The organism is Sorangium sp. So ce448 (assembly GCF_051520915.1).
GTDB classification, from domain to species: domain Bacteria; phylum Myxococcota_A; class Polyangia; order Polyangiales; family Polyangiaceae; genus Sorangium; species Sorangium cellulosum_B.
Window position 1 is genome coordinate 2462444 of the sequence record NZ_CP150343.1, and the last position, 25925, is coordinate 2488368.

26 protein-coding genes are annotated in these 25925 nt (G+C 71.3%); 14 read left to right on the plus strand and 12 right to left on the minus strand.

Annotation, left to right across the window (positions count from 1 at the left end; genetic code table 11):
- Positions 1-33: 33 nt before the first annotated feature.
- Together WMF45_RS09440 and WMF45_RS09445 are read right to left on the minus strand one after the other, a co-directional pair.
- A complete protein-coding gene (locus WMF45_RS09440; RefSeq protein WP_437716599.1) occupies positions 34-1374 on the minus strand; it encodes an AAA family ATPase in 1341 nt (446 codons plus the stop codon).
- Positions 1375-1727: 353 nt separating this feature from the next.
- A complete protein-coding gene (locus tag WMF45_RS09445; RefSeq protein ID WP_437716600.1) occupies positions 1728-3110 on the minus strand; it encodes a sigma-54-dependent transcriptional regulator in 1383 nt (460 codons plus the stop codon).
- Positions 3111-3261: 151 nt separating this feature from the next.
- Between WMF45_RS09445 and WMF45_RS09450 the strand changes: the two genes are divergently transcribed.
- The 4 genes from WMF45_RS09450 (at position 3262) to WMF45_RS09465 (ending at position 7559) form a co-directional block, all read left to right on the plus strand.
- Positions 3262-4392, plus strand: a complete 1131-nt coding sequence (locus WMF45_RS09450; protein WP_437716601.1) for a hypothetical protein — start codon at positions 3262-3264, stop codon at positions 4390-4392.
- A 30-nt stretch (positions 4393-4422) separates the two neighbouring features.
- The gene (locus tag WMF45_RS09455; RefSeq protein WP_437716602.1) at positions 4423-5817 is read left to right on the plus strand and encodes a metallopeptidase family protein; all 1395 of its coding nucleotides are present in this window, start codon (positions 4423-4425) and stop codon (positions 5815-5817) included.
- A 146-nt stretch (positions 5818-5963) separates the two neighbouring features.
- Entirely contained in the window at positions 5964-6497 is a 534-nt protein-coding gene (locus WMF45_RS09460; RefSeq protein WP_437716603.1) for a hypothetical protein, read from the plus strand.
- Between the two features lie 33 nt (positions 6498-6530).
- Positions 6531-7559, plus strand: coding sequence for a peptidyl-prolyl cis-trans isomerase (locus WMF45_RS09465; RefSeq protein ID WP_437716604.1), 1029 nt, complete (start codon positions 6531-6533; stop codon positions 7557-7559).
- 86 nt (positions 7560-7645) lie between these two features.
- Here WMF45_RS09465 and WMF45_RS09470 read toward each other — a convergent pair whose 3' ends face one another.
- Positions 7646-8452 (minus strand): hypothetical protein, encoded by an 807-nt coding sequence (locus tag WMF45_RS09470; protein WP_437716605.1) that lies wholly within the window; start codon positions 8450-8452, stop codon positions 7646-7648.
- A 103-nt stretch (positions 8453-8555) separates the two neighbouring features.
- Complete coding sequence (locus WMF45_RS09475) at positions 8556-9185, minus strand: hypothetical protein (protein WP_437551186.1); 630 nt, start codon at positions 9183-9185, stop codon at positions 8556-8558.
- Between the two features lie 111 nt (positions 9186-9296).
- Between WMF45_RS09475 and WMF45_RS09480 the strand changes: the two genes are divergently transcribed.
- Genes WMF45_RS09480 through WMF45_RS09490 form a run of 3 tightly spaced genes read left to right on the plus strand, consistent with a single transcriptional unit; the run spans position 9297 to position 10860 of the window.
- Positions 9297-9590, plus strand: coding sequence for a 4a-hydroxytetrahydrobiopterin dehydratase (locus WMF45_RS09480; protein WP_437716606.1), 294 nt, complete (start codon positions 9297-9299; stop codon positions 9588-9590).
- Positions 9591-9616: 26 nt separating this feature from the next.
- Positions 9617-10444, plus strand: a complete 828-nt coding sequence (gene rnc / locus WMF45_RS09485) for a ribonuclease III (RefSeq protein ID WP_437716607.1) — start codon at positions 9617-9619, stop codon at positions 10442-10444.
- Complete coding sequence (locus tag WMF45_RS09490; protein WP_437716608.1) at positions 10441-10860, plus strand: hypothetical protein; 420 nt, start codon at positions 10441-10443, stop codon at positions 10858-10860. Before rnc ends, WMF45_RS09490 begins: the two co-directional genes overlap by 4 nt.
- 78 nt (positions 10861-10938) lie before the next feature.
- Here WMF45_RS09490 and WMF45_RS09495 read toward each other — a convergent pair whose 3' ends face one another.
- On the minus strand, positions 10939-12036 hold the full coding sequence (locus WMF45_RS09495) for a hypothetical protein (RefSeq protein WP_437716609.1): 1098 nt from the start codon (positions 12034-12036) through the stop codon (positions 10939-10941).
- A 246-nt stretch (positions 12037-12282) separates the two neighbouring features.
- Here WMF45_RS09495 and WMF45_RS09500 point away from each other — a divergent pair, with 246 nt between their 5' ends.
- Both WMF45_RS09500 and WMF45_RS09505 read left to right on the plus strand, forming a co-directional pair.
- Positions 12283-12801, plus strand: coding sequence for a tRNA (cytidine(34)-2'-O)-methyltransferase (locus WMF45_RS09500; RefSeq protein ID WP_437716610.1), 519 nt, complete (start codon positions 12283-12285; stop codon positions 12799-12801).
- A gap of 122 nt (positions 12802-12923) precedes the next feature.
- Positions 12924-13439: a hypothetical protein gene (locus tag WMF45_RS09505; protein ID WP_437716611.1), complete on the plus strand. Its 516-nt coding sequence runs from the start codon at positions 12924-12926 to the stop codon at positions 13437-13439.
- 111 nt (positions 13440-13550) lie between these two features.
- Here the strand turns inward: WMF45_RS09505 and WMF45_RS09510 are convergent, their stop codons facing one another.
- The 3 genes from WMF45_RS09510 to WMF45_RS09520 form a co-directional block, all read right to left on the minus strand.
- The gene (locus tag WMF45_RS09510; protein ID WP_012234339.1) at positions 13551-14057 is read right to left on the minus strand and encodes a CarD family transcriptional regulator; all 507 of its coding nucleotides are present in this window, start codon (positions 14055-14057) and stop codon (positions 13551-13553) included.
- A gap of 631 nt (positions 14058-14688) precedes the next feature.
- The gene (locus tag WMF45_RS09515; RefSeq protein WP_437716612.1) at positions 14689-15624 is read right to left on the minus strand and encodes a Ppx/GppA phosphatase family protein; all 936 of its coding nucleotides are present in this window, start codon (positions 15622-15624) and stop codon (positions 14689-14691) included.
- Between the two features lie 10 nt (positions 15625-15634).
- The gene (locus tag WMF45_RS09520) at positions 15635-16459 is read right to left on the minus strand and encodes an OmpA family protein (protein WP_437716613.1); all 825 of its coding nucleotides are present in this window, start codon (positions 16457-16459) and stop codon (positions 15635-15637) included.
- A gap of 491 nt (positions 16460-16950) precedes the next feature.
- On the opposite strand from WMF45_RS09520, the gene WMF45_RS09525 reads away from it, so the two are divergent.
- Complete coding sequence (locus tag WMF45_RS09525; RefSeq protein WP_012234342.1) at positions 16951-17328, plus strand: hypothetical protein; 378 nt, start codon at positions 16951-16953, stop codon at positions 17326-17328.
- Positions 17329-17699: 371 nt separating this feature from the next.
- Here WMF45_RS09525 and WMF45_RS09530 read toward each other — a convergent pair whose 3' ends face one another.
- Entirely contained in the window at positions 17700-19310 is a 1611-nt protein-coding gene (locus WMF45_RS09530; RefSeq protein ID WP_437551195.1) for a hypothetical protein, read from the minus strand.
- A 28-nt stretch (positions 19311-19338) separates the two neighbouring features.
- Positions 19339-20001, minus strand: coding sequence for an AgmX/PglI C-terminal domain-containing protein (locus tag WMF45_RS09535; protein ID WP_437716614.1), 663 nt, complete (start codon positions 19999-20001; stop codon positions 19339-19341).
- A 95-nt stretch (positions 20002-20096) separates the two neighbouring features.
- Between WMF45_RS09535 and WMF45_RS09540 the strand changes: the two genes are divergently transcribed.
- Entirely contained in the window at positions 20097-20564 is a 468-nt protein-coding gene (locus WMF45_RS09540; RefSeq protein ID WP_437716615.1) for a hypothetical protein, read from the plus strand.
- Between the two features lie 58 nt (positions 20565-20622).
- Here WMF45_RS09540 and WMF45_RS09545 read toward each other — a convergent pair whose 3' ends face one another.
- On the minus strand, positions 20623-21288 hold the full coding sequence (locus WMF45_RS09545; protein ID WP_437716616.1) for an HNH endonuclease: 666 nt from the start codon (positions 21286-21288) through the stop codon (positions 20623-20625).
- A 320-nt stretch (positions 21289-21608) separates the two neighbouring features.
- Here WMF45_RS09545 and WMF45_RS09550 point away from each other — a divergent pair, with 320 nt between their 5' ends.
- From WMF45_RS09550 to coaD, 3 genes are read left to right on the plus strand one after another with little or no spacing between them, the layout of a single operon-like run.
- Complete coding sequence (locus WMF45_RS09550) at positions 21609-22505, plus strand: 3'-5' exonuclease (RefSeq protein WP_437716617.1); 897 nt, start codon at positions 21609-21611, stop codon at positions 22503-22505.
- 7 nt (positions 22506-22512) lie between these two features.
- Complete coding sequence (locus WMF45_RS09555; RefSeq protein ID WP_437716618.1) at positions 22513-24000, plus strand: tetratricopeptide repeat protein; 1488 nt, start codon at positions 22513-22515, stop codon at positions 23998-24000.
- Between the two features lie 5 nt (positions 24001-24005).
- A complete protein-coding gene (gene coaD / locus WMF45_RS09560) occupies positions 24006-24503 on the plus strand; it encodes a pantetheine-phosphate adenylyltransferase (protein WP_012234349.1) in 498 nt (165 codons plus the stop codon).
- A 12-nt stretch (positions 24504-24515) separates the two neighbouring features.
- Here the strand turns inward: coaD and WMF45_RS09565 are convergent, their stop codons facing one another.
- Complete coding sequence (locus WMF45_RS09565; RefSeq protein WP_437551206.1) at positions 24516-25550, minus strand: site-2 protease family protein; 1035 nt, start codon at positions 25548-25550, stop codon at positions 24516-24518.
- Between the last annotated feature and the right edge of the window lie 375 nt (positions 25551-25925).

Below are 25925 nucleotides of genomic sequence, written 5' to 3' on the forward strand. Positions count from 1 at the left end.
AGTCCGCGGGCTCAGGCGTGCGCTCGAACGGGATCATGCGCCCGCCCGCTCCCGGCGCACGATCCAGCGCGGCCAGAAGCGATCCTGATCCGGCAAGAGGCGCATGAGCTCCCGATGGATCTCCTCCTCGGTCCTGAGCCCGTCCGGCAGAGCGCTGGTCTCGCCGCGCATGAGCGCCTCTGCAGCCTCGATGGCCCGCTCCGCCTCAATCGAGCGCGCCTGCTCCAGGCCGAACACCGGGGACGTGAGCCACCCGATCGCGTCGCCGCGCTTCGCCCAGGGGAGCTCGCGCACGGTCACGTCAGTGCCGTTGAGCTCGAACACGAACAGCTTGTCCCTGGCCGGCTTGAAGTGCGGCTCCATCGACGCGAGCACGAGGGGCGAGTGCGTCGTCAGCAGCACCTGCGGGCGCATCGACGGGGAGAGCCCGCTCAGGGCACCGAGGAGCGCAGGGACGATGTGGCGTTGCCACCTGGGGTGCAGGTGCGTCTCGGGCTCCTCTATCAGCACGACGATGCGCTCCGAGGGCTGCCAGCCGATCAGGCGTGACGCCTGCACGTGCTCCGACCAGGACCACGCGATGAGGTAGGAGAGCGCGAGGATCCGCTTCATCCCGGCCGACGCGTGGATGATGGGGATCGTGCCGTACGGTAGCTCGACGGTCGGGAACTTGCGCACGTCGTCAAGGTAGAGCCGCACCGGCTTGCCGGGCTTCATCGTCTCCTCGGGATGAGAAAGCTGATCGAGCACGCGGCAGAGGAGCTCGAACGGGTGAGCCCCGTCGTTGTCCGCCGCCTCGAGCTGCCACGTCACCCAGTCCTGGACGAGCCCGTTGCAGACGGGTTTTCCCTCGTGAACGAGCCCGTCCCAGAGCTGTCTTTCCTCGAAGAGATAGGGCTGCGGATCGGGCGAAGGCGACGACGAGAGCCGGTACAGAGCGCTGCCCATCGAGGGAATATTTCGACAGGGATCCCAGACGGAGCACGCGCCATTCGTACGGACGTGGAGTACCGGGACCAGGCCGCGCACCCACGAAGATATGACCACCCCGGAAGGAGTATTGGTCCAGCTGCGGCCCGTGTCGCGACCGAACCTGTCGCGCCACTGCTGAGCAACACGATCGTACTTGCTTTCGAACTGCTCGAACTCGGTGCCCGGCTTGGCTTCCCCGGAGATGCGTGCGCTCGCCTCCTTACCCGGCTGTGGCAGCACGGGCCGCTCCGTCCACGTTCCGGTGAGCGCCCACCAGGCGACCTCCAGCACGAAGCTCTTGCCGAGTCCGTTGTCTCCTGTGAGCACGTTCAGCCGCTCGCCGAGCCCCAAGTCGAGCTGGTCGGCCGGCCCCACGCCTTCCAAGTGCAGCGATCGCAGCATCTTGGTTCCGCGTACCACACCCGTCACGGTCCAGGCCATGCGTCGTCCGTCCTGTCCTGCGTCTCCACTCCCGTAGCGCCGAGGGGAGGGTCTGCGCGGCGGCGGCGGGTGGGCGCGACGAGCACCGACCGAGGTGCCATAAGGTCCCAGCTGGCTCCACGTCTCAGGCGCGCCTTGTGTGGCGCGCGACGAAACGTCCCAGGTGGCATGGCCCGAAGGGAGACATGCCGGGCGGTGTTCTCAGCGCAAGCTCCGCGCTCCCGTCTCGGCGGATGGCCGAGCGCCCACCCGCGGCCGCCGCGCAGACCCTCCCCTCGGCGCGGCCTCCCGGAAGAACCGCCCCCCTCGGCGCCCTACTCGTCCTCCGCCTCGCCCTTGTCCCCCCGCAGACCGAGCGCCTTGAACTTCTTGTACAGGTGGCTCCGCTCGAGCCCGAGCCCCCGAGCCGTCGCGGCCATCTGCCCTCCGTGATGGCCGAGCGCCTCCTCCAGGATCGCCCGCTCCGCCTCCTCCGCGAGCACTCGGAAGGGCACCCCCGGCCGGAAGAGCCCGCCCTTCATCGCGGCCTGCTGCCCTCCGAGGCAGACCTTCACGTCGCCCTCGTCGATCGTCTCGTCGGGCGTCAGGATCACCAGCCGCTCGATGATGTTGCGCAGCTCCCGCACGTTCCCCGGAAAGCTGTAGGCGACCAGCATGCTCATCCCGCCGTCCGTGAACGCCATCCCGGGCCGATCGTTCGCCTGCGTCGCGAGCGCGAGGAAATGCCGCGCGAGCAGCGGCACGTCCTCGCGCCGCGCGCGCAGCGGCGGCAGCGACAGCGGCAGCACGTTCAGCCGATCATAGAGATCCGGCCGGAACTGCCCCTCCCGGCACGCCGCCTCGATGTCGCGGTTCGTCGCCGCCACCACGCGCACGTCGACCTTGATCGTCTCGTGCCCGCCCACGCGCTCGATCTCCCGCTCCTGGAGCACCCTGAGCAGCTTCGCCTGCATCGCGAGCGGCATGTCCCCGACCTCGTCGAGGAACAGCGTCCCGCCGCTCGCGCGCTCGAACTTGCCTCGCCGCTGCTTCGTCGCGCCCGTGAACGCGCCGGCCTCGTGCCCGAACATCTCGCTCTCGATGAGCTCGCTCGGGACCGCGGCGCAGTTCATCTTCTCGAGCGGCCCGCGCGCCCGCTTCGACGCGCCGTGGATCGCGCGCGCGACGAGCTCCTTGCCGGTGCCGCGCTCGCCCGTCACGAAGACCGTCGCTGTCGCCTTCGCCGCGCGCGCGATCTGCTCGCGCAGGTCGAGCATCGCCCGGCTCTCTCCGATGAGCTCGCCGACCTGGCCGGTCTGCGTCCGCAGCGCCTTCGCCTCGGCCTCGGCGCGGACGAGGCGCAGGGTGTTCTCGAGCACGAGCAGCAGCCGATCGGTCGAGAGCGGCTTCTCCAGGAAGTCGATCGCCCCGAGCCGCGTCGCGCGGACGGCGGCGTCGACCGTCGCGTGGCCGCTCATCATCACGACAGGCAGCTCCGAGCCGGCAACGCGTATCCGTTGGAGCAGCTCCACGCCGTCACCGTCGGGCAGCGAGACGTCGAAGAGCGCGATGTCGTAGCTCCGCTTCGCGAGCTTCTCCTCCGCAACCCCGACGCCGCCGGCGACGTCGACCGTGTAGCCCTCGAGTGACAGGGCCTTCTGGAGGGTCGTCAAGATCGCCCGCTCGTCATCGAGCACCAGCACATGTCCGCGCGGCATGTCTGCCACCGTAGCGCGGAACCGCCGCGGCCGATGCCCGCGCTCCGGCGGAGCGCGGCAGCGGGACCAAGGGCGCCTGCTCAGCTTCCGCGCCGCCGCGCGCGGAGAAAGGGGGATCCGGCTTGCGCGCGCTATGGTAGCTTGGCCCAGGATGTCTCCCGACGGTCTCGCGACGGCGGAAGGAGATCTGGAGCGGACGCCGTTCGCTCATCTTTTCGTCTATGCCGTCGAGCATCGGCTGACCGGCGCGCTCATCCTGGTGGAGCCCACGGGCGCCGAGCACACGCTGCGGATCGTCCGGGGGAACCCCGTGAAGATCCGTCCGAGCGACGGGTACGCCCGGTTCGGGGAGATCCTGCTCGAGGAGGGGGTGATCACCGCCGAGATCCTGGCGGAGGCGCTCGCGACAAGGGGCCTTCTGGGGGACGTGCTGCTGCTGTCGGGGTGCGTCGACGCCACGACCATCGACTGGCTTGCCCAGGTCCAGTTCGTGCGGCGGATGGTGCGCCTGTTCGATCTGCCCCCGGAGACGAAGTACCGCTACTTCGACGGCCTCGACGCGCTGGCCGAGTGGGGGGGAGATCCCGCGAAGGTCGATCCCCTCGCGCTCCTCTGGGCGGGGCTGCGCGATCACGGCGAGCGCTCGACGCGCCTCCAGCGGACCCTGGAGCGGATCGGGGCCGTGCCCCTCCGCCTGCACCCGGCCCTCGAGCCCGGCCGCTTCGGTTTCCGCGAGGGCGAGCTCGCGGTGATCGAGGCGCTGGAGAGCTCCACGCCCACGCTCGCCGCGCTCCTCCGAGCGGGGGTCGCGCCGGAGCCGACCGTGCACAAGCTCATCTACGCCCTGGCGATCACCCGCTACCTCGATTTCGGGACAGGCGTGCCCGTGGGCGCGGAGCTCTCGTCCAGCATGCCGCCCGCCAGCGCGGCGAGCCTGTCGCTCGGGCGCGTGCAGCTGCGCGCGACCGTCCATCGCGTGGGCGCGGCCGCGCCGGATCCGGCCGGCGACGGGGAGCGCGCGCCGGTGCTCGCGCGCGGTCGCCGCCGAGATCGCCAATCCTCGGAGCCGTCGCCCATCTCGACCGTCGCCGGCGCTTCACCGCTCAGCGGAGGCTCGCTCTCCGCGGCGGTGGCCGCCGAGCTCGCCAGCGCCGCCGGCCTCGACATCGGCCGCGCGGCGAGCGAGCCGTCCGCGACCGACAGGGATCGCGAACCGTGGGGATCGCTCGCTCCGAGCGACGAGGGCGCCGTCGGCGGTCCGCCGCGTCCCGAGGACCCCTGAGGCGAGCCACCCGCTATATAGGCCGCCGCGATGCCTGCGCCCGCGCGACGCCTGCTCCCCGCTCAGGTCCACCTCCCCTCCGGCGGCGTGGCGCGCCTGTCGGACGCCGCCGCGCGCGCTCGCGCTTCGTCCGTCTTCGGCGCACCCGCAGGCCGCGGCGGCGAGCGCGCATCCATCGGCAGGTGCGCGCTCGACGTGCAGGTCCTCGCGGGCCCGTCGGTCCTGGCCGACGCGCGCGGCGCGCCGCTGGATCCTCTCGGCCTCCCGCTCACCGACGCCCATGTCCTGCGCGCGCTCCTCGCGTCTGCCGGCGTCGTGCCCGAGGAGCCAGGCGCCTACACCTGCGAGAACTGCAGCGCTCCGTTCGAGGTCGCTCCGTCGGGCCTGCTGGAGATCGGGCCCTTCACCGATGGCGAGCTCGACGATCCCGAGCTCGATCTCCCGTTCGACTTCGGCGTGTCGCACCCGATCCCGGCGCTGCGCGTGGGTCGCGCCGTCTGCCGCGCCGTGCGGCTCGTGGAGCGCACCGTCGAGGAAGCGATGCCGCTCCTCCGCCTGCCCGACGACGGCGTCCTGCGCGTCACGCCGTCGCTGGTGGTGGCCATGGGGATCGCGGCGCTCGGCCGCGAGCGCCGCGCGCCGGTGATCGCCGACGCGCTCGCCAGAGCGCCCGACGAGGCGTGGGCGGCGATCGTCGACCTCTACCACGAGGCGCGCTACCCCGCGCGGCTCCTCGCCGTCTACCGTTGCCAGGGCTGCGGCGCCCGCAACGATCTCGACGTGCCGCTCGAGCGGGAGCTCGCGCGCGCCCCGCTGCGCGCTGCTGGAGCGGACGGAGCGGACGCGGACGAGCTCGGGGAGCTCCGCTCGACGAGGGCAGGGACGAGGGCTCGGGCGGGCGCCTCGAGCGCCTTTCCGGATCTCGACGGCTTCGAGGCGCGCGTCCGCGCCGCGGCCGGGCGCATCTACGAGGCTCGCGGCGTGCGGAACATCGATCTCTTCATCGACGCAGGGGTGCCGGCCTGCGACGACGGAGGCGAGCCGCTGCTCGGCTGCTACACGCCCGGGACACCCGCTGATGCGCTCGGGATCGCCCATCCTCCGGAGATCCGGATCTTCTATCGGACGTTCCGGTCGGAGGCCCGCGAGGATCCCGGCTTCGACATCGACGCGGAGATCGAGGAGACGATCGACCACGAGGTGACACATCACCTGCACCATCTGGCTGGCAGCGATCCGCTCGACGACGAGGAGCACGAGCAGATCGCGCGCGAGGAGCTCCGCCGGGTGGGCCACGCCGAGGCGGTGCGGCGCGCCCGGCGCGGCGCCCTGTCGGACGTCGCCGGCTTCGTGCGCGCGACGTGGCCGGCCTGGCTGATCGCGGCCGTCGGAACGGCCCTCGCGTGGTGCGCAGGTGGGCGCTGACGTCCAGCGCCGCGCGGGGCGAGCGCGACCGTGCGCCCGCCGCTTTCTTCGAAGCGGGAGGATGAGCTGTCTATACTGCCGGGACAGCAAGAAGATGTGCCGGGGAATACCGGCTCCTCGAGCGCGCTGTGCTCTTGCCGAGGATCGTGAAGACGAAGAGCTCGCCGGCCCGCACGGCCGGGTCCACCAAAGCGCCACGTCCAGCCAAGCGGGGTGGCGGCGCGCAGAACCGCCGGGGAAGTCCGGATGCGGTCGAGAAGCGCCGGGCCGCGCGCCGGTTCAACGAGCTGCTCCTGGGCGGCGGCGGTCGCGCCGGAGACGGCCGTACCGAGCGCCGGCGCCGACGCCTGCTCGCCGAGCTGGCCGAGGGCGTCGCGCGGCGAGGCAAGCGTGCGCTCAAGCCGATCGACGTGCTGTCGCGCGTCGAGGAGCTCCTTGAGCTGGGCGAGCCGCTCACCTCGATCCGCAAGGCGTACCCGCCCCCGCCCCCGGTCGAGGTGACCGCCGAGCTCGTGGAAGGTCTGAGGCACCTCCACCGCGCCTACGGTTTCTCTGCGGACGTGTACCGGTTCGTCGGGCTCGACGCGCACGCGCTGCGCAAGGCCGGGGTGCTGCGGGGCGGCGAGCGCGGAGACGAGCGCGGCGTGTCCGCCGATGCAGCGCGCCGCGGGGCAGCTTGACCTTGCCTGCTGGCGCGGGGATAACCCGCTCCGATGCGCGCGAGAACGCTGAAGCTCCCCCTCGGCGCGGCCGCCATGGCGGTCGTGTGCGCTGCGTCGACCGGCCTGTCGCTCCGCGCTGAGGCCCAGCCAGCGGCCGCTGCGGACGTCCCGGTGGCGCGCGTCGGCGACGCGGCGATCACGGCGTCGGAGGTCGAGCGCAGGCTCGCGCAAGTCCCGCCGTTTCAGCTCCAGACCTTCGGGCGTACCCCGGAAGAGATCCGGAAGAACTTCGTCAACCAGGTCCTCGTGCGCGAGCTGCTCCTCGCCCAGGGGGCCGCCGCGCAGAAGCTCACGGAGCGCGCCGACGTGCAGGATCGCGTGCGCGGCGTCCTGCGCTCCGCGCTGCTGCAGCGGATCCAGGCGGAGGCGGCGGCGAGCTCCCCGGTGACGGACGAGGAGGTCCGCGCCTACTACGAGGCCCACCGCGACAGGTTCAGCTCCCCGGCGATGGTGGCGCTCTGGCGCATCCTCGTCGCGACGCACGCGGAGGCCGAGGCGATCCTGGCCGAGCTGAAGAAGGACCCGTCACCCCAGCGTTTCAAGGAGATCGCGCGCGAGAAGTCGCTCGACAAGGCGACGAGCATGCGCGGCGGCGATCTCGGCTTCGTGGCGTCCGACGGCGCCACGTCCGAGCCGGGGCTGAAGGTCGACCCGGGGCTCCTCTCGGCTGCCGCCGGGGTGAAAGACGCGGAGCTCGTGCCCGAGCCCGTGCCCGAGGGCGATGGCTTTGCTGTGCTGTGGCGGCGCCAGAGCAGGAAACCCGTGAGCCGCTCGCTCGAGCAGGAGGCGCCGTCCATCCGTCAGATCCTCGCGCACGGCAAGGCGGAGGCGCAGGTGAAGCAGCTCCTCGATCGCCTGCGAGCGCAGGACGTCTCCGGTCACGCCCCCGAGCTCGTGGACCTCATCGACATCACCTCGACGGGCGATCTGCAGCCGAAGAGGCGCCCGGGCACCCTCGCGAGCGGTCGGCGTCCTGGCGCGCCTCCGCCCTCGCCCGTGCCGCGTCACGACATGCGCTGAGGCTGCTGGCGCGCACGGATGGGCGCTCGACACCCGCGGCGGCAGCGCCGCCGAGGGCGACACCCCCGAGGGCGCTGAACGGCGTGTCAGCTGAAGGCGACGGCGAGCGCGATGGCGGCGAAGCCGGAGGCGATGGTGAGCGCGAGCGCGGCGATGCTCCCGGCGCGTCGAGCGCGCTCCGCCGCGTCGGGGTGGAGCGCGTAGACGCCCAGGAGCAGCGCCATGGACGCCTTGCCCGGTACCCGGAGCGAGGCCGAGAGGACCTGCTCCGCTCCCTTGGTGCCGCCCGTGATGAGCATGGCCAGCGCGCCGAGCGGGCCAGCCATGAGATCCCAGCCGCACGCGTAGAGCCCGAAGCGGAGCGCGCGCCGGCGCTCTGGCCGTGCGCCCTGGCGCCGTGCCCCGAGGTCGAGCGCGGCGCCGTGCAAGGTGTGCGCGAGCACCATCCACACGGTGACCGCCGGAACGCCGATCGCGAGCCACTGGAGGGCGCTCGCGCGTGCGGCCGGATTGCGCGCCAGCTCCAGCGTGAGGCTCGGCAGCGCCAGCGCGACGAGGGGCAGGAGCGCGGCGATCATCGACAGGATCGCGAGCGTCTCCGCCAGCAGGGCGAAGCGCATGGCCGCGGGGAGCGCGCCGTCGGGGATCGTCGCGAAGAACGTCTCGGCTCCCAGCGTGGTCGCCCTCGATGTGGCCCAGAGCCGCGACCAGACCCCGCCGATCGGGCGCTCCCACGGGACGATCGCGACGACCCCCGAGCCCTCGTCGCTCGCCGCGGAGCACCCGGCGCAGTCGGGCTGTCCGCAGCACGCGCAGAGCACCGCCGCGGGGACATCGAACGTCTCGTCGTCCCGCGAGAGCTCACGGCGTACGCTGGCAGATCGCTTGGCCATTGCGCACCTTCGAGCAGCGAACAAAGGCCACTCCCATCAAGGTTACGTCGCACGGGCGAGCCTGTCGACCCGAGATGCCACCGGCCACGCGCTCCTCCGTGCCTCAGTGCAGCACCTCGTTGCCCCGCCGCCGCTGCCCCGTGGGGAGGTCGTCGATCCTTCCTCCGAAGAACGCCGCGGTGAACAGCGCGAGCAGCGCGATTGCCCCGGTCGCGTAGAGCCCGTAGCCCCACGTGAAGCGGACGGGACGGAGCAGCGTGCTGCCCGGCGTGAACATCAGGCGCATCGCGACGGTGACGAGGGCGATCGCGGCGAGGAAAGCGACGGCCACGCGGGCGCCGCGCATCTTGTGGATCGATCTCCGGGTCAGCGCGAGCGGGATCATCACGAAGAACGCGACCGCCGGGGCCCACATCCAGCCGAGCCGTCGCGCGAGCCCGAAGCCGCTGAGGTCGCGGAGCTCGGGGGCCGTCTCGTGGATCCACGGCGCGAAGAACGCCGCGAGCCCGAGGAGCGCGAGCGCGAGCAGGGCGCCCCGGCCGCGCCCGGCGTAGGTCCACGGGAGCGGTTCCATGTGCGGCGGGAGCGGCTCGTCAGGCTCTTCTTGGAGCGCGTCGTACGAGGGGGGAAGCTTCGCGAGCGCCTCCAGCCGGAGGCCGCAGGCGGGGCACGTGGACGCCTCTTTCGCCTCGAACATCTCCCGGCAGAAGGGGCAGGCGTGAAGCCCGGTCATCGAGGCGGGAGGATAGCGCACGGCGAGCGGCGCGCGCGGCGGACGCTGCGCGGGGCGGGGGCCGCATTCCGGGGTTCCACCGGGGCGGGGCTTAGCCCATAGTTGCGTCCCATGGGCAAGCGTGATCGGCTCTCGGAAGATGAGATCGCCGGGTTCGTCGCTGCTCACCCGGGCTGGGTGCGAGCGGGCGAGCAGATCGAGCGGAGCTACTCGTTTCCGGATTATGGCACCGGCGTTGGCTTCGTGATGCAGATCGCCCTCCTGGCCGAGCGGCGCGATCATCACCCGGAGATCGCGCTGTCGTGGGGCAAGGTGCGGGTCGCGTGGTCCACGCATGACGCTGGCGGCCTGACCGCGCTCGACCTGGAGCTGGCCGAGCTGACCGACCGCTTGAGCGCGGGCTGACGCTGCGCGTGGGCAAGGTGCTGGGGATGCTCCCGAGCGAGCTGCTGCAACGCCTGGATCTGGGGCTGGAGGGGGACCTGCCGCACCTCGAGGAGGCGCTGACGCATCCGAGTTTCTCGAACGAGCAGCGAGGCGGCCGGCGCGTGGACAACCAGCGCCTCGAGTTCCTGGGGGACGCCGTGCTCGGCCTGTGCGTGACGGAGCTCCTCATGGAGCGCTTTCCAGGGGCGAGGGAGGGGGAGCTCTCGATGATGCGCTCGGCCCTGGTCAACACGGACGCGCTGGCGGCGTGGGCGCGAGGGATCGAGCTCGGCGCTGCGCTCCGGGTCGGGCGCGGCGCGGAGGTCGCCGGGGAGCGCGACCAGACGAACGTGCTCGCCGACGCCACCGAGGCGCTCGTCGCGGCCCTGTACCTCGATCGCGGCTTCGAGAGCGCGCGGGCGCTGAGCCGGAAGATCGCCGCGAGCCCGCTCGCGCAGCTCGCGAGCGGCAGCCTGCTCGGGCGTGACGCGAAGAGCGAGCTGCAGGAGCGCGTGCAGGCGCGCGGCGCTGCGTCGCCGCGCTACCGCCTGATGGGCACGGAGGGGCCCGACCACGACCGCGCGTTCCTCGTCGCCGTCGAGGTCGACGGCCAGGTCATCGGCACCGGCCGGGGCCGGTCGAAGAAGCTTGCGGAGCAGGCGGCCGCGCGCGCCGCGCTCGTTTCGTGCGCCGCGCCGGAGCCCTCGGCCGCGGCATCCGATGGACGGGCAGCCGCCGAGACCCTGCAAGGTGCGCCCGAGGGCAGAGGGGGCCCGCCATCCGGCGAGGTGTCCTCCGAGCAAACCGTGAACGACCGAGGACCCAGTCGATGATCCGTCACCTGATGCTTGCTTTCACCTTCGCGCTCTGCTCGCTCTTCGTCGCGCTGCCGGCCTGGGCCGGGAGCTATCTGGACAGGGCGAGCCTGCTGCTCGACGAGGCGCGCAGGGAGGGCGACATGCTCCTGCCGCGGACCCATGACAAGGAGCTCGTCATGGTGGTGCATGCGCTCGCGGAAGCGCGCGCCCGGGTGGCGAGCAAGATGGAGTGCCCTAGCTCCGTCTCCAAGGCGCACCCGCATCTCCTGCTCGTGCTCGAGAACAGCGAGCGCGCCGCCGACGCGGCGGCCCAGGGCAACTTCAAGAAGTTCATGGAGCACCTGACCGTGGCGCGGAACGAGGACCGCGCATTCCGTGCGCTCCTCGCCGAGCTCGGCTACGCGCTGCCCGATCTGAGCTCGAAGCGCTGAGGAGCGCAGCGAGCCGCGTCCGCTCGAAGCGGGTCTGCGCCGGAGGGCCCGTGGCGGGCGTCCCCGGCGCGGCGGGTCTCAGAACATCGCGCCGAGATCGATCCCGAGGGTCCACTGCGACCCGAGCCCGGCGAACTTGTTCTCGCCGTCGATCTCGTTCGCCGCGCCCTGGTTCGCGTCCTCGGGGCTCACGATGTCGGTGATGAAGTGCGCGCCGAGCTTGACCATCTGGAACCGCAGCTGCGCGCCGAAATGGAGCCGGTGGCGGTTCATGCGCACGGCGTCGAACACCACGGTGTTGTTGAAGTCGGCCTGGGAGCCGCCCCCGCACACCGGCTGGCCGTCGTGGGGGAGCGCGTTGCCGTCCTGCCCCTGCACCGGGTTGGCAGGCGAGTTGACCCCGCGGAAGTTGCAGAAGTTCACGGCGTCGGTGTTCGGGGTGAGATCGATGAGCCCCGAGTCTCCGAAGATCCTGAGCCACTGGTAGCCGGCGTAGGGGGTGATCACGACCGTGCCGGCGATCGGCAGGGGCTTCGAGATCACTGCGTCGGCGCCGGCCACGGTCAGCTGGAACTCCTCGGTCCCGGTGACGCTCCGGACGCTGCCGCCGACGGCGAGCTCCGGGAGGATCGCGGGGAGGCCTCGGCGGAACCCCTCGAACAGCGACCAGCGCACGTCGGCGCCCGCGCTCACGAGGCTGGTGTTGGCGAGGAACCCGACGGCGCCGGTGAGCTCGAACCCGAACGGAAACCCCTTGCGGACCTTGAGGGAGTAGTGCTGCAGGAAGGAGTCCGGGCTCCGGTTCTCGATGGAGAAGTTCTTGCTCGTCGGATCCTGAGGGCCCTGCGTGCCCTGCTTCCAATAATCGGCGTCGCTGTCAATCTTCGTATAGTTGGCCTCGATGCCGATCTCGAACCCGCCGTAGCCCGTGGTCCGCGCCGCGTGCATCGCCGACGGCGCCACCGCGAAGCCGTACTGCGCGATGAGCTTGGCGAACGCAGCGTCGTCCGTCAGGCAGCGTTGATAACGGGAAGCGGGGTTGTAGTAGAGGCCACCGCCCGGCCCCGTGATGCGGCAGGGCACAGCGGCGCCGCCGAGGCTCGGCTCCGGGTCGCGCACGAGCCGCGCGAGCGCCGGATCCATGGCGTCGGCGGCCGCGAGCGAGGACGACGCCACTCCTGCGAGGGCAATAGCCGAAGCGATCCAGCACGATGCGCGCATTCCGTGTCTCCGAGGCGGGAGGCTACGTGTCCGCTCGTACAGCCGTCAAGCGAACAGAGGGGCCTCCGTCCGTTCGGTTCGCGTTTTCCGCGTGGCCACGTGGGCCGGCTATCTGTCGAGGCGGCGCTGGCGAGCCAGGCTGCGCGTACGATCCACCGCTCGGGGGTTGCGGCGCGCGGTCGCGTCGCGGAAAGAGAGGGCGTGCTCAACGATGGTCGCCCCCGGCTCCGTGCGGCGCCGCTCGATCCGCCGTTCCGGATCGTGCTGGTGGAGCCGGAGATCCCGCAGAACACCGGCAACATCGCGCGGCTCGCCGCTGCGACCCAGAGCCCCTTGCATCTGCTCGGGAGGCTGGGGTTCCGCATCGACGAGCGGAGTGTCCGTCGCGCGGGGCTTGACTACTGGCACCTGGTCACGCTCGAGCAGCAGCTCGACATCGCCCACTTTCGCCACCATCACCCGAACGCTCGGCTCCGCCTCTTCAGCGCGGTGGCTCAGCGGAGCTACCTCGACGCGGACTTCCGGCCAGGCGACGCGCTGGTGTTCGGCAAGGAGAGCGTGGGCCTCGACCCCGAACTCCTCGCCCGGATGCCGGACGACGTCTTCGGCATTCCCACGCTGGGTCCCGTGCGCTCCCTCAACCTGGCCAACGCGGTCTCCATCGTCCTGTACGAGGCGCTCCGCCAGGTGGGCGCGCTCGCCGGCGCCGCGCCGGGGTGACGGCGCGTGGGCGTAGGCGCGCGCAACATCCGGTAAGAGCGCGATCCGTCGCGACGTCATCCTGGGGCCGGCGGCCGCGCGCCGTGGACGTCGGCGACGCGTCGTTCTAAGGAGAGGGCCGCATGGTCATGCAGCGGCAACCTGCGCGACAGGACGCCCGGCGCTCGGGCGCGCGCCTCGTCCGGGCCGGCGTGGCGGTCGCGCTCACGGTCGCGGCGCTCGCCTCTGCCGGATGCAGCAGGCGGCCTCCGAGCGGCACGCCCGACGGTGCCGTCCGGGAGCTGGTCGCTCGTCTGCGCCAGCTGCACGGCGACCCGGCTGACGCCAAGGCCGCCTTCGAGCTCCTGTCGCGCCGCGCTCGAGACAACCTCGCGTCGCGCGCGCAGCGCTACAGCGCCGCGACCGGCAAGGCGATCGCGCCCGAGGCGATGATCACGCCGTCCCGCTTCCTCTTGCGCTTCGAGCCGCAGCGCTACACCGCCCAGATCGCCGGCGCCCACGCCCTCGTGGACATCGCCGGCCTGCTCCCGGGAGAGCGCGTCCAGGTGCCCTGCGTCTACGAGGACGCGGGGTGGCGCGTCGATGTGGCGCTGCCCCCGCTCCCTCCCGTGCAGAAGCGACCGGGCAGCGACCTCTGAACGCACCCGGACCGATGGTGCAGGGAATTTTCGGCCCACAAAAGCCCGGAGGCCGGCAGTGCCGGCCTCCATCGGCAGCGGCCGCAAGGCCGCTAACCATCAGGTAACGCCTTAGTTGGCGAGAAAGATCGCCTCGATCTCGGTCTTCACCTGCTCTTCCGTCTGACCTCGGGCGATCGCGATCTCCTTCACGATCAGCGTCCGGGCGGTGTCGAGCATGCGGCGCTCACCGAACGAGAGCTGCTTGTCCGTCTTCAAGCGATAGAGGTCGCGTAGCACCTCGGCGACATCGTAAATAGAACCCGTCTTGATCTTGTCCATGAAGCCGCGGTACCGACGGTTCCAGGTCTGGTTGTCGAACGCGATGGTACGCTCGCGGAGGATGTCGAAAATTTCCCGGATTTCCTGTTCAGAGATGACCTGGCGAAGGCCGACCGCGCTCGCGTTGCTGACTGGAACCATGATCTTTCGATCCGTGTCCAAGATGCGGAGAACATAGAATCGCTGACGGTTGCCAGCGATGTCCTTCTCCTCGATGTTGACCACCTCGGCCACGCCTTGGGCCGGGTAGACGGCTTTGTCGCCCACCTTGAACTGGATCTCCGAACGAGCCTGCATATCGTCTCCTTTGCCTTCCACCCCGCCGTCCTTTTAGTTTTTCGTCTGCCTCCCGAAATCCCTTCGAGGGGCGTACGCTGCACATGCGGTTGAACCTGGACCCGCAGAACCGACACACACCGTCACGCATTCCGAGAAAAATTCCGAGAAAAGAGCCACGAGCCGCCGCTCGAGACCGCTGTGCGAGAAGCGGGAACGCGAGCACCCTCCATGACCCGCGAGAGGTCGGTGCTCCGGCGTGCACGGCGGAATCTTGACAAGCGGCGGTTGAAGCGGACGGTTGCGGGCGGAAGGGATTGAGGTTGGGGGAACCGCCCTCTTGGAAAAGGGCCGGTTTGCGCCAGGCGCGCGCACTCTAGTGAGCCGGCCGATATACGTCAACGAAAATCCCCGTGGTTGAGCCATCGTGGCGTGATCACTCTGGTTTTTCCTCGGGGTCGGGCGGGGTGACAGTGTGTACCGATGGAGGCATCGGCGTGGGTACGCGCCGGCTCACTCGCCTAGTTTAGGGCAGAGCGGGCCTCTCCGGGAGAGGTGGCGGACCTGACCTGGGTGGGATGACTCGAAAATGTGACGGACGCGACGCACCTCGGGCGTTGCGTCCGTCCGTACTTCAAACGAGCCGGGGTGCTCAGGCGGCGCTGAGGCGTTCGGCGAGCCCCCAGCGGACGCCGCGATCCGAAGCGACGAGATCGACAGGAGCTCCGGCGAGCCGCGAGGCCCAGGCGAGGATCTCCTCGATGAGCACGCTGCCCGCCACGATGACGTCCGCGCGCGCTGGATCCAGCGCGCGCAGCTGCCTGCGCGCGGAGAGCGGCAGCGAAGCGAGGCGGGACGTGATGTCCACGATCTCTGCCCCGGATACCCGCGCGCCATGCACGCGGGCGCCGTCGTAGGGGGCCACGTCGCGCACGAGCGCGGCGAGGGTCGTCACCGTGCCCGCGACGCCGACCAGGGTGGGCGCCGCGAGCTGGGGCACGGCTGGAAGCGTCGCCAGCGCCGCCCGGACGTCGGCGCGGACAGCCTCGAGGTCCGAGGCGGCCGGCGGATCCGTGCGCACGTGACGCTCGGTCAGGCGGACGCTCCCCACGTCGAGGCTCACCGCCTGCTCCACCGCGCCGCCGGCGCTGCCGACGATGATCTCCGTGCTGCCGCCGCCCACGTCGACCACGATCCTGGGACCATGCGCCGGCAGGTCGAGCCCCGTCAGCGCGCCGGCGTACGTGAGCTCCGCCTCCTCCGGCCCGGAGATCACGCGCGGCGCGACGCCGATGAGCTCGCGGGCGCGGGCGATGAACGCCTCGCCGCCAGCGGCGTCGCGCATCGCGCTGGTGCCGACGGCGTCCACGCGCTCGACCCCCCGGGACCGGAGCTCCTCCCCGTAGCGGGCGAGGCAGGCGAGCGTGCGCTCCACGGCCTCGGGCGCGAGCGCGCGCGCCGCGTCGACCCCCTGGCCGAGCCGGGTGATGGTCGCGCGCTCGACGAGCGCGACGAGCTCACCCCCGCGGCGCTCGGCGATGAGCAGGAGGACCGAGTTCGTGCCGATGTCGATGGCCGCGACGCTCATGCCCCGAGCCTTACTGGGTGAGCGTCTTCAGGTCGAGCATCTCCTCGACGTTCGGCAGCACCACGAGCTCGCAGCGCCGGTTGGCCTGCTTGTTCTCCGGGGTGTCGTTGGGCTTCACCGGGTCGGTGTCGCCGTAGCCGGAGGCGCTCCACCGCTCGGGCTTGAGGCCGCCGCCGGCCTTGTCCTCCGGCTGGAGCAGGAACGCCAGCACCTCGCGGGCGCGCATCACGCTGAGCCCCCAGTTGTCCTTGAAGCGGCCGCCGGCGAGCGGCGCGTTGTCCGTATGCCCGGCGACCTGGAAGGAGCGCGCCGACAGGCCGGCGTCGTTGCGGATGACCTCGGCCACCTTGAGCAGGATCTCCTGACCCTCCTTCTTGAGCGTCTCCCGTCCCGAGTCGAAGAGGACGTCGCCGGGCAGCTGGATGACCATCCGGTTGTTGCGGACGGTCACGCTGAGCCCGAGCTTGGTGAGGGCCTGGAGCTTGTCCCGCAGGACCTCGAAGCGCTTCTTGATGTCCTCGAGCTGCTGGGCACGGCGGCGGAAGTCCTCGAGCGCGCGCGCCTGCTGCTCGAGGTTCGCGTTCAGGTTGGAGATGTCCACGCCTGCTGCCTTGAGCTGGGACTTGAGCTGCTCGATCCGGGCCGCCGCCTCGTCGAGCTCGCTCTTGGCCTTCTTGTTCTGCGCCTGCTCGGCGCTCAGCTGGGTCTTCAGGCCCTCGATCTCGCGGATCTTCGCCTGCATCTCCTCCTCCGAGTAGCCGCACCCGAGCGCCCCCGAGCCCGCAAGGAGCGTTGCACCAAGCAACAACCACGACGTCGAGCGACGAACCAACATACCTTTCCTCCTAGAGCAGCCTAGAGCAGCGCGGCGCTCGGCCATGAGGGGCGCCGCGCAGGCGGCGCGACCGTAGCGAGGCGAATGGCGCCGCACAAGGCTCTCTAGAGCCTGCGCAACGCTGGAGCTCCGTGCGACCATGAGCGCTCCGGCGCCTTTTGCCGCGCCGTGCAGGCGCGCGATCGCCAGGAAGGAGCGCAGAGGGCCAAGACAGACATCCCGTCAACTGTCAACAAAAATCATTCGTACGGTTCGGTCTGGTTGCTTCACCATGGCCTGCTCCGACGTTTACCCTCGCAACGCTTGCGGACCAGTTTGCCTGGAACACACGGGATACATCGGTTTAGGGCCTGCAAGATTTTCCTTGACCATCACCATGCGTGGCAATATACGTCGTGCAACATCTGTTGCCTCGGTAAGGAAACTGTAGCGGAGAGGACGTTTGGCGATGTCCGCCGTGCCGTGCCGGGGCGAATGCAGGAGGATTTCCAATGGCTGCTAAGAAGACCGCGAAGAAGCCTGCGAAGAAGGTGACGAAGTCGGCCAAGAAGCCGGCCGCCGCGAAGGCCGGGAAGGTCGCGAAGAAGCCGGCGCGGAAGGCAGCGAAGAAGGCCGCCCCGAAGCGCGCCGCCGCCAAGAAGACCCCGAAGCGCGCCGCCGCCAAGAAGCCGGCCGCGAAGAAGGCCGCTCCGAAGCGCAAGGCGAAGGCCGCCGGCAAGCGGGCGGCTGCGCCGAAGAAGGCGGCCGCTCCTCGAGGACGCGCCGCCGCCAAGCGCGCGCCGGCCAAGGGCGCGAGCACCCGCGGCGCGCGCAAGAGCACGCCGGCTCCTGCTCCTGCGAGCACCGGCCCGTCCGACGAGTCGGAATAAGGCGACACGGGAGCGCCTCGGGTCTTCCAACAGAACGAGGCGCAGCGAGCCGACCCGCCGTTTGCGACCAGATAATCCGTCTTACAAGACCATCGGGGGGTGAGGACGCCGCGGCTCCGGACGCGCGAGGCCAGGCCGGAGGCGCGCGCGGGTGGACGATATCCCCGCGGCGGCGCCGCCGCCTGCGGCCGAGGTGGCCGGCATCGGCGTGCGGCGCGTTGCTCCCGTTCGCCGGCGTGCCGGAGCGGCGGGTGGGGCGCGTGCGTCCCGCTCAGCGACGGCGGACCGCGGGGGAGCTTCCAGGATCTGCGAGCGGCGCTCGTGCCCTCGGTGCGCTCTGAGGATGCGGCGGCGCGGCCCGCGAGGGGCGCTCAGGTGCGCTCGCCGAGGTAGAGCCGGAGAGCGCGCGCGGCGCCCTTGCGATCGAACGGGACGCCGGCGAGGTCCTCACGCTTCGAGATCTGCTCGAACAGCTTCATCAGGAACTCGAAGAACGCCTCGCACTCGCGGATGGCGGCGTCGAGCCGCTGCGGATCGAGGAGATCGCTCTCCTCGAGCGCCGTCATCGCGGAGACGAACGCGTCGACGTGGGGATAGTCGCCCACCCGGAGCAGCGGGTAGCCCATCGCCCGGAAATACGAGAGGAACTCGCGCACGAACGCGAAGCTCGCGATGCCGGTCCATCGATCGGGCGCCGGGCCGGTGTGGCGCGCCTTGCTCGCGAACGCGCGCGCGATCTGGGCGAACATCCACACGTCGCGTCGTAGGCGATCGCTCGTCGCGCGCCGCGCGGCCTGATCGTCGAAGACGCGGCCCTCCTCGAGCTTCGCGCCGAGCGACCTGCCGAGGAACAGGATCGCGTTCTGCAGCGCGGGGCGGAGGCCGTGCGAGACGGCGCGGAGGCGGACCCGGTACTCGGACTCGCTCACCAGCGCGTCGGCGGGCGGGAGGTCGTGCTCGAAGGCGCGGCGCATCTCGAGCCGCAGGTTGGCGGCGAGCCCGGTCAGCGCGGCCTTCGTGGAGAGGAGGCGGTGCCCCTCGGCGGCGAGCTCGTCGTGGCGCGCGACGATGTCGCTCGCGGGCACGCGCAGCAGATCGCGCTCGAAGCTGTCCGCGAGCAGCGCGCCCGCCCGGCGCCGGAGGTAGTTCGAGAGCGCGCGGGCGTCGCTGCGCAGGACCGCGAGCACGAGGTACCCGCGCCCCGCCACGCGGTGATCCGAGTGATCGAGCGCGATGGCGTCGAGCAGGCGGAGGTACCTGAGCATCCTGAACAGCGCGAGGAACGTGAGCGCCACGAGCCGGTGCGCCTGCTCGCCGGGCACGCGGTGGATGAGCTCGAGCACCTGCGTCGACGGGATGCGATCGAACTCAGGGCGAAACTCGAGCGCGTGGAGAGGGTTGAAGAACGTGCTCTGGGCGATCTCGCGCATCGCCGTCGCGAGGTGGGCGTAGAAGAGCCTGAAGCTGACCCTCGGCAACCGGAGCAGCCCGCCCGCGACCTCGATGAGGTTCGTGAAGCCGTGCCGAAGCACGAAGAGGCTCGACTCCGGCGACTCCTGCGCCATCGTCGCGTGGAGGAGGCGCGTGCGCGCCGTGTCCTCCGGGAGCACCGTCTCCAGGTAGCGCTGGAAGACGAAGGCGCGATCGCGATCGCCGAGCATGGTGCGCGTCAGCTGAACCACGCGGGCCATGCCGTCGCGGGCGTGCTGGAGGTGCTCGCGGAAGTCGTGGCTGACGATCGTCTGGCGCCGCCCGGCGCCCGGGTGGTTCCGCGGGTTCGCGAAGCAAGCGACGCCCTTCAGGAGGATCTCGAGCTCGAAGAGCGTCTCGTCCTTCTTGTCGGCCGCGAGGCGCGCGAACCACGCCTCGCGCGCTTGCTGCTGCTCCCGCCTCAGGCCGCGCGTGTCGCGGAGCAGCTCGGCGTAGGCATTGCGGCCGGGGTGGCCCGAGCCGCGCAGGATCCCCGAAGCGTCGCTCGACACTGACGTGCTCCTCGCAGGCGGCGCGCTGCTAGTAGTTGCGTCGCTTGAAGTCGAAGGGGTAGGTCAGCACGGTCTCCTTGCCGCTCGGCGAGCGCGCCCAGGTGATCGACTTCGCGAGCTCCTCCATGCAGGACTCGACCTGCGGCGCGGTCACGTCGCTCTTGTCGCGCACGATGCTCGCCTCCTCGAACGTCCCGTCGGGCTTCAGCTTGAGCTGCCACGTGATCCTGCCCTGCGCGCCCGGGTGCTTGCGGGCGTAGAGATCGAAGCAGCAGCGGAAGCCGTCGCGCCTCGCCTTGATCGCGTCGACGAGCGGCTGCAGGCGATCGCTCGATCCGGCGTCGGCGGAGGTCGTCGCGTTGTTCATCACGACCCCGCCGTCCGGCGGATCGTTCGTGATCTCGGAGGCGATGACCTTGCAGTCCTCGACGGTCTCGGGGGCCTTCTTGCGGCTCGCAGGCCGGTCCGGCTGCGCGGGCGCGGCGGCGCCTGGGTCCGCGGCGCCAGGGGACGTGGCGCCGGGGTCCGCGGCGCCAGGGGACGTCGGCTGCGAGGCAGGCGGCGGCGAAGGCAGCGGCGCGCTGTCAGGCGGCGAGGGCGGCGGCGCGGCGCCGCTCGAGCAGGCCGCGAACAGGGCCGCGGCGAGGAGGACTCCGGTGAACACGGCGCTGGCGGTGGCGCAGGGACGCATGGCGCGCATACTAAACGGTTCGGCTGAGCGGAGGCGAGGCGCCTTGCGTTTTTCTCCCCTCGCGCCGGCAATCCGAGCTCTCCTCGACGGCCGTCTTGAAGATCCCGCTGTGCCTCATCGCGGCCGCCGCCGTCGCCGCCCTCGCGCCAGGCTGCGATCCCATCGCGGAGCCGCAGCTGTGCGGCCAGATCCCCCAGGGAGGGTGCCCGGTCGGTCGGGGGGGCACCTGCGACGATGCAGCGTGTCGTGCGCTCTACGATTGCCTCGAGGGGGCCTGGACGGAGGCCGCGGTCTGCGATTCCGCCAGTGAGCCCGCCGGGGACGGGGATGCGGGCGCGGGCGGCGGCCCCGGCGCGTGCGAGGTCGTGACGCTCGATCGCAGCGGCGAGGCCGCGGGCTGCTCGCCCGCCCTGCAGCAGCCGGACTGCCCGGCGGATGCCGCGGAGACCTGCGTGGATACCGCGTGCTGGACCGGCTGCATCGACTTCTTCCTCTGCACCGAGGACGGGTGGAGAGCGATCGCCTACTGCGACGAGCAAGGGCGCGTGACCATGGCGCCGTGAACGATCTGCTCGTCGGCGCCCGCCTTCGGCGCCGAGGAGAGACCTGCGGGGGAGCCCGTCAGCCGGCCCTGAGGAAGGGGCTCCACTCGTCGAACGAATGCGGCAAGCCGATCAGGATCTGCATCGTCGCTGACCACCGCGGCGGCAGAGGCTGGCGGATGAGCCGCATGCTGGCCTCGTCCGGCGTGCGCCAGCCCTTGCGGAGGTTGCACGTGCGGCACGCGGTCACGAGGTTCTCCCAGGTGTCCTCGCCGCCGCGCGACCGGGGGAGCACGTGGTCGATGTTGAGATCACGGACGGGCGGGCGGCGCGCACAGTACTGGCACTGGTGCGTGTCGCGGAGCATCACGTTCTTGCGCGTCAGCCGGATCGTCGGGCGCCGCATGCGGTCGTACCGGCGGAGGTGGAGGACGCGCGGCACGCGGAGCGAGCCGCCGACCACGGGGAGGCCATCGTCCTTCTCGCGCACCGGCAAGCTCCGCCATGCCGAGAAATCGTGGAGATCGCCGACCTCGTCGACGGCGAGGGCGGCCCCGCCGAAGAGCAGCAGGAAAGCGCGACGCGCGGTCGTGATCTGCACAGGTTGGAAGAAGCGGTTCACCACGAGGACCGGGAGATCGAGCGGCTCGGTCCTACGCTCGCAGCGGAACCCCGAAAAACCGTCGCCGAGATCGAGCTCCTCGTGAGGAGGGCCCCCCGGGACTGTAGCTACCCCGTCCGGCACGCTGGGCAGTGTAGCAACGAAAGCTCCGGTGAACATCCGGCGCTGCACGGCGGCGTTTCTGCTGGATCTCTGCCATTGCCGCGCGGCGGATCCGGCGCGACGCCGCGCCCTGCGCCGTCAGGGCATCGCCTCGAACCCCCCGCGCCCGCCCTGTCGAAGCTCGGGCTGCGCGCCGGAGCCCGGACGTCACGGGCCGGGCGTGCCGCGCTCGAAGCTCCGCGAGGATCGCTTTCGATCGGGCGCCGTATTCGCTAAGACGCGTCCATGTCGAGGGACGGTCGTCTCCTGGGTCGAGCCGCCGTGGTGGGGAAGCAGGTCGGATGACGGAGCAGCGCGAAGGGGTGGGGCCCGAGCGGGCGACCGGCGCGGAGCCCCCTGCCGGCTCGCCCTGGGATGATCCGATCGAGAGCGCGCCGCTCGTGTTCCTCGATCTCGAGATGACGGGCCTCCGCCCCGAGAGCGATCGCGTGATCGAGGTCTGCGCCGAGCGGACGCGGGGGGATGCGTGCGAGGACGCGATCACGTCGCTCGTGCGGCCCGAGCCGGGCGTGTTCGGCAACGCGCACGTGCACGGCATCGATCCGCGGGAGCTCGCGGGCGCGCCCACGTTCGCCGAGCTCTGCGATCGCATCGACCAGGTCACGGAGGGCGCGGTGCTCATCGCGCACGCGGCCGCATGGGACGTGGCGTTCCTCGAGGCCGAGCTTGCGCGGGCGGGCAGGGCGAGGCGCCTCCCGCACTACCTCGACACGCTCGTCCTCTCCCGCCGGGCCTTCGCCCTGCCGAGCCACAGCCTCGCCTCCCTCTGCAGGGAGCTCGGCGTGCACCGCGAGCGCGCTCACCGCGCCGAAGACGACGTCCATGCCCTGCGCGCCGTGTTCCGCAAGATCGTGGAGGTCCTCGCGCCGCGGACGCCGCGCGACCTGTGGCACGTCCGGATCGGCGAGCGCCACGCCCGCCCGGCGCTGGTGGCAGCGGCGGTGCGCGCGGCCGAGCACGCCGCCATCGTGCGCGTGAGGTACCGTCCGGCGCGCCGGGGGCCGGAGGAGCTCGTCGTGTGCGTAACGGGGGTGCGAACGGACCTCGACCCACCCCGGGTTCTCGGCTATCTGCTCCCGTCGCGCAGCCGTCGCGAGCTACGGGCCGATCGCATCCTGGCGATCGAGCCGATTTCGCCGGGAGAGCTCGGGCCGGACGGTGTGCCGCAAAGGGCCTGAGATCCACGTGCGAATCCACTCGAACCGAACCTCGCCGACGAGAAGCTCCCTCGCTGTCCGCCTCGGCGGCCTCCTGACCGCGACCTTCCTCGCCTCGTGCTCGAGCATGATCGGCCCGGAGTCCGCCCGCCCGCCGGCGGCCGAGAAATGGCTCGCCCGCGCCCGACAGGAGTTCCAGTCCGCCGACGTCGAGAACGCGCGCGATGCGGTCTCGAGGGCGCTGACGATCGTCCCGGCCGACACCGAGGCCCGGCTGCTCGCGGGGCGCATCGCGCTGGCCCGGCTCGATTACGCCGAGGCGCTGCGCCTCCTCAAGGGCGTCGCCGGCTCCGAGGCCGCAGGGCTCCGCGGGCGCGCGCTCTGGTACAAGGGCGATCTCGACGCCGCCGCCGACGAGCTCGAGGCGATGCTCGACGATCCCGATGTCGTCGACGAGTGGGCGAAGTCGATCGCCAAGCTGGCGAGGCGCGGCGCGGGGCGCGCGCCGTTCACGGTCTCGGGCGCGCTCCTCGCGGCGATCGAGATGCAGCACGTCAGCCCCGCGGCCCCGTTCTTCGTCGTCCCGCTCGAGATCGACGGCGAGTCGGCGCTCGCGATGGTGTCGACCGGCACGGGCGAGGTGGTCCTCGACAGCAGCACGCGCAAGGAGCCGAGCTGGGTCTCCCTCCGCTTCGGCAAGAAGCTCGAGATCAACGACGTGCCCGCCCTCACGCAGGACCTGTCGGGCGTCTCGAAGCAGATCGGCGCGCCGGTCAAGGCGCTGCTCGGGGTGAACCTGCTCCGCCGCCTCAACGCGACCATCGACTACAGCGGCTGGCAGTTCGTCGTGCGCAGCTTCTCCCCGCCGGCGCCGCCCGACGCGACGCGCGTCGACGTCGTCTTCATCAAGGGCGGCGGCATGGTGCTTCGGAGCAGCCTCGGCCCCGACAAGTCGGTGCAGGGGCCGCTGCTCATCGACACGTCGATGACGTTCCCCATCGCGCTCGACAAGGAAGGCTGGAAGAAGGCCGGCTTCGAGGCCGATGGGTTGAAGCGGGTCGAGCAGGATCCGGAGCAGAAGCTGAAGCAGGGCGTCGTGCCGATGCTGCGGCTGGGCGCGCTGGAGATCCCCAAGGTCCCGGGCGTGTACGGGGCGCCGCTCCAGGCCGTCGAGAAGCAGCTCCAGCTCGATCTGGACGGCGTGATCGGGGCGGGGCTGCTCGCCTACTTCCGTGTCACCTTCGGCGACGGCGGTCGGCTCATGTGGATCGAGGACGACAGCGCGGTGAACAAGGTGCTCCGGGGCAGCGCGCCGGCGCCCGTCAACGAAGGGCAGGCTCCCGCCGCGGCGCCAGCAGACGGTGCAGCAGGCGCGCCCGCCTCACCTTCGCCCCAGGGGCCCGCGCTCCAGGCGCCGCTGACCCCCCCCGCCGCCGCTCCGAAGCCGACTCCGCCTGCGGCCGCTCCGAAGTCGGCGCCGCCCGCGGGCGCTCCCAAGCGGACGCCGGACCAGTGAGTGTCATGTCCAAGGATCTGTTGGCAGTTTACGCGGGGAGCTTCGATCCGATCACGTTCGGTCACCTCGATCTGATCCAGCGGGCGTCGAAGCTGTTCGGTGAGGTGATCATCGCCGTCGGCCGTCATCCGACGAAGCACCCGCTGTTCACGTACTCGGAGCGGCTGGAGCTGCTGCGCCAGACCACGAGCGAGGTGACGAACGCGCGGATCGATTCGTTCGAGGGGCTCCTCATCCAGTACTGCCAGCGCGTCGGCGCGCGGGTGATCGTCCGCGGCCTGCGCGCGGCGACCGACTTCGAGTACGAGCTGCAGATCGCCCACGCGAACGCGGACATGCTCCCCGGCGTCGATACCGTCTTCTTGCCGACGCGCACCCACTACGGCTTCGTCTCCGCGTCGCTCGTGCGCGAGATCGCGAGCCACGGCGGCGATGTCAGCCACTACGCGCCCGCCGCCGTCTGCGATGCGCTCCGGGCGAAGTTCGGCGCCGCGAAACCCTGAGCGCCCGCGCGCTCAGTAGGTGCCGAACGGGGTCGGCATCAGCAGCAACACGAACAGGAGCAGCGTCACCACCGCGATCACCTTGCGCGCCGGCGACAGCTCGCCGGCCTCCGTGGGAGGGTGCTCCCGCCCACCCACGTGCAACATCAGGTGGACCAAGCCGAACCACGTGAGCCACGGCATCCCGTTCGCGACCGCGGAGATGAGCGCGTCGGACAGCCCCTCCGCGATGAAGTGCCGCGTGAAATAGGCGACGTTGCCGACGAAGAGGGCGAGCATCAGCCAGTGCGCGGCGCGGCTGTAGCGGTCCTGATCTTTGCCGAACAACGCGTACGCGACGTGCCCTCCGTCGAGCTGGCCGACGGGAAAGAGGTTGAACGCCGTGATGAGCAGCCCTGCCCACCCCGCCATCGCCGTGGGGCCGAGGAAGACGTCATGGGTCTCGGGGATCGGGCCGACCGCGAGCCGCCTCAGCAGGAGATACAGGAGGCTGCGCCCCTCCTGCAGCGCAGGTCCGGAGCTCGCGTGCACGTCCGAGTGCATGAGGCCCACGAAGAGGACCGGGAGCGCCACCGCGAGGCCGGCGAGCGGGCCGGAGGCGCCGATGTCGAGCAGCGCGTTCCGCGACTTGATCCTGCCCTTCATCGAGATCACCGCGCCCATCGTGCCGAGCGGGCTCACAACAGGGAGCGGGATGAAGTAGGGGAGCGACGCCTCCACCCCATGCGCGCGCGCCGCGAAGTAGTGCCCGAACTCGTGCGCCAGCAGGATCGACAGGAACGGCACCGCGAACGGCCACGTCTGCGGGAGCGCCTTCACGAACGAGAGCGCGCTGTCGTCGTCCGGCGTGATCGGGGTCCAGAGGGTGCCGGCGACGAACACCGAGACGACCGTCAGGCAGAAGAGCGCGAGGTTCTTCTGCCATCGCAGCGGGGGCGGGTGCGAGGCGGCTGCTGCGCTCGGCTCTGCGGAGCTCGTCGCCGCAGGCGCCAGCTCGGCGTCGAGGTCGAGCGTGCTCGGGGTGGAGGATCGACGGTCGTCGGTCATGCGGCGCCTAGCGTGGCCGCCTCCTCGTCGCCGCTCAAGCGATCCAGGCGCGCCTGCGTTCAGGGCGGGCAGTTCGCGGCGCTCCAGGAGCGCACGCCGCGCTGCTAGGCGGCGCGGGGCCCTGCGGCGGCGGTGTGCTGCTCGTCTGGCCCCGGGACCCTTGACCACGCCCGCTGCAGGCTGGACAAGGTCTGCGCGCACACCGATGACTTTGCGCGTCATCTCGCTGCGCCGCGGTCGTCCCGTGGCGTCGGCCCGGTCGGTGGAAACGATCGCGGCCGGAGCGCGGCGCTGCAGCGGGGCGCGCGATGCGGCCGCCCGATGGTACGGGCGCGAACCTCTCCTGGCTGCGCGCAGGCTGGCCAGCGCGCTCTT